General features: G+C 32.0%; 1 protein-coding gene. It reads left to right on the top strand.

Annotated elements, in window-relative coordinates:
- Window positions 1-629 precede the first annotated feature (629 nt).
- Window positions 630-2,384, top strand: a complete 1,755-nt coding sequence (locus AC3DU7_RS24895) for an ABC transporter ATP-binding protein (RefSeq protein WP_488041981.1) — start codon at window positions 630-632, stop codon at window positions 2,382-2,384.
- Window positions 2,385-2,550 lie beyond the last annotated feature (166 nt).

Here is a 2,550-nt window from a genome sequence, read left to right as displayed (position 1 = left end):
TCATATAGCAATCCTAAATAAGTTTTGACAAGTCAAAAAGTAGATAAAAAAACTGAAACTCCTACCTGTTCCCTAAAAGCAGTAAGATTTTTGTTCACAAATAAAATAGGATTGCTATACATTTATCTTTTCCTTTATATAATCTAGGGCTTGCTGATTAAAACTCAAACTCTTTACAGATAAATCTTTTAGCTTTTTTAGGTACTAAGAAAATGCTAGCTTTTAGGTGCTAATGGTTCAAAAATCCAGGATTTTCAGCAAGATAGGGAAAGAAAACCAAGGGAAGATTTTTCTGGCTACTTCCTACTTCCTACTTCTTCTATAATTCTCATTACTCCTGAATTATGCATCCTAATTTTTTGGCCAAAAACCCCTACCTTTGCAAAGATACCAAATGGTTTATATAGATTCAATAACTCACACCTCACCTGCAGTGCCTCCAATTGGTTGAAGTTTGTAGACGCGGAGCAACAACTTTTCAGTATTCCTATCTACTCTTTTCTTCATAAATTGATACAGCTTATCTTTAACAAGAATTAACAATTTTTTTGGTTGATTTTTAATTCAATTTTTTTGTATCTTTAAACTATCTACAATCATAACATTATCTAAAATCTAAAATAACTATTATGGCTCAATCTTCTCAAGCACGACTGCAAAAATTAGCCTCTTATTTAGGTCCCCACTGGAAAAAGTCATCGCTAGGAGTTTTTTCTCTACTAATAGTCAATAGTTTAGGAATATATATTCCCAAATTAATTAGTCAAGCAATAGATGATTTAAAAGTAGCAACTAAATTTGATGAATTCTTATACTATGTAATAGCAATTGTAATTTTTGCCTCCATTATGTGGGTAATTAGAGTAGTATCGCGCATACTCATATTTGGAGTAGGAAGACAAGTAGAATTTGACCTCAAACAAAAGATTTTTAATAGACTATTAAAATTAGAACCATCCTATTTTAGTAATAATACAATAGGAGATTTAATCAACCGCGCCACTAGTGATGTTGATAATATCCGCAGACTATTAGGTTTTGCAGTATTAAGTATTAGCAATACAATTTTTGCTTATGGTTTAACTCTGCCAGTTATGCTTTCTATTAATGTGCGGTTAACTTTATTAGCAGTTTCTGTTTATCCTGTGATGCTAATACTGGTAAAAATATTTAGTGCTAAATTGCAGAGTCAACAATTAGCTGTGCAAGAAGAACTTTCTAATATGAGCGATTTGATTCAAGAGGATATGAATGGTATTTCTCTAATCAAAATTTATGCTCAAGAAGAAAATGAACTACAAGGTTTTAGCAATTATAATCAGCGACTTTTAGAGGCAAACTTAGAGTTGGCTAAAACTCGTAATATTCTTTTTCCTATCCTAGTTAGTTTAGCAAGTTCAAGCTTATTAATATTACTAATGAATGGGTCGATATACTTGGAAAACGGCGAATTAACTGTTGGTAATTTTGTAGCTTTAATTATTTATGTTGAGCGTTTAGTTTTTCCCACCGCATTACTAGGCTTTACTATTACTGCTTATCAAAGAGGAGAAGTAAGTATTGACCGTATAGAAGCTATTCTCACAGTTGAACCAAAAATTAAAGACCATGAATCACCTCTAGATTTTCCCAAAGTAGTAAAAGGTTGGGTAAAAAGCCAAGGATTAACATATACTTATCCGGGTAGCAAAACACCAGCCTTAGACAACATTAACTTTCTAATTAAACCAGGAGAAACTATTGCTATTGTTGGTTCAATTGGCTCAGGAAAATCAACTTTAGCAAACACATTACCTCGACTTTTAGATATTAATATCGATCAACTATTTATAGATGGCTATGACATAACTCAACTAAAATTAACAGATTTACGACAGGCGATCGCCTACGTTCCCCAAGAAAGTTTTCTCTTCAGTACAACAATTAAAAATAATATCTGTTATGGCAATCCATTAGCAGAAAAAATAGAAATAGAAGCTGCTGCTAAACAAGCACAAATTCACGAAGAAATTCTCAACTTTCCTCAACAATATGAAACGATAGTTGGAGAAAGAGGGATTACTTTGTCAGGGGGACAAAGACAGAGAACGGCATTAGCAAGAGCCTTATTAGTTGACGCTCCAATATTAATTTTAGATGATGCACTTTCCAGTGTAGATAATCAGACAGCAACTCATATTTTGCAAAATTTATCAACTGGAACTCAAAAGAAAACTGTAATTTTTATCTCTCATCAAATGTCTGCTGCTGCTACTGCTAATAGAATTTTTGTCATGGATAAAGGAAAAATTGTACAAACTGGAAATCATGCAGAATTAGTAGAGCAAACTGGATTATATCAATTACTTTGGAATGAGCAAAAGTTAAAGCAGTTATTAGAATAGAATTCTGAATTTAGAATTTCCTACGGAATGCTCCGCAAACAGGAGCCAGAATGAATAGATTTAATACCATTTTTGATGTTGTAAATTATCTTTTTCGTCAAATAGACTTTTATATAGCAATCCTATTTTATTTGTGTATAAAAATCTTACTATTTTTAGGGAACAG

The organism is Okeania sp., assembly GCF_983059655.1.
The sequence above is the reverse complement of the archived record's forward strand: the minus strand, read 5'-3'. Positions and strand labels throughout refer to the sequence as shown.

Bases quoted from the DNA above. Each gene is read 5' to 3' on its own strand.
- AC3DU7_RS24895 (WP_488041981.1), top strand. From the start codon at position 630: ATGGCTCAATCTTCTCAAGCACGACTGCAAAAATTAGCCTCTTATTTA.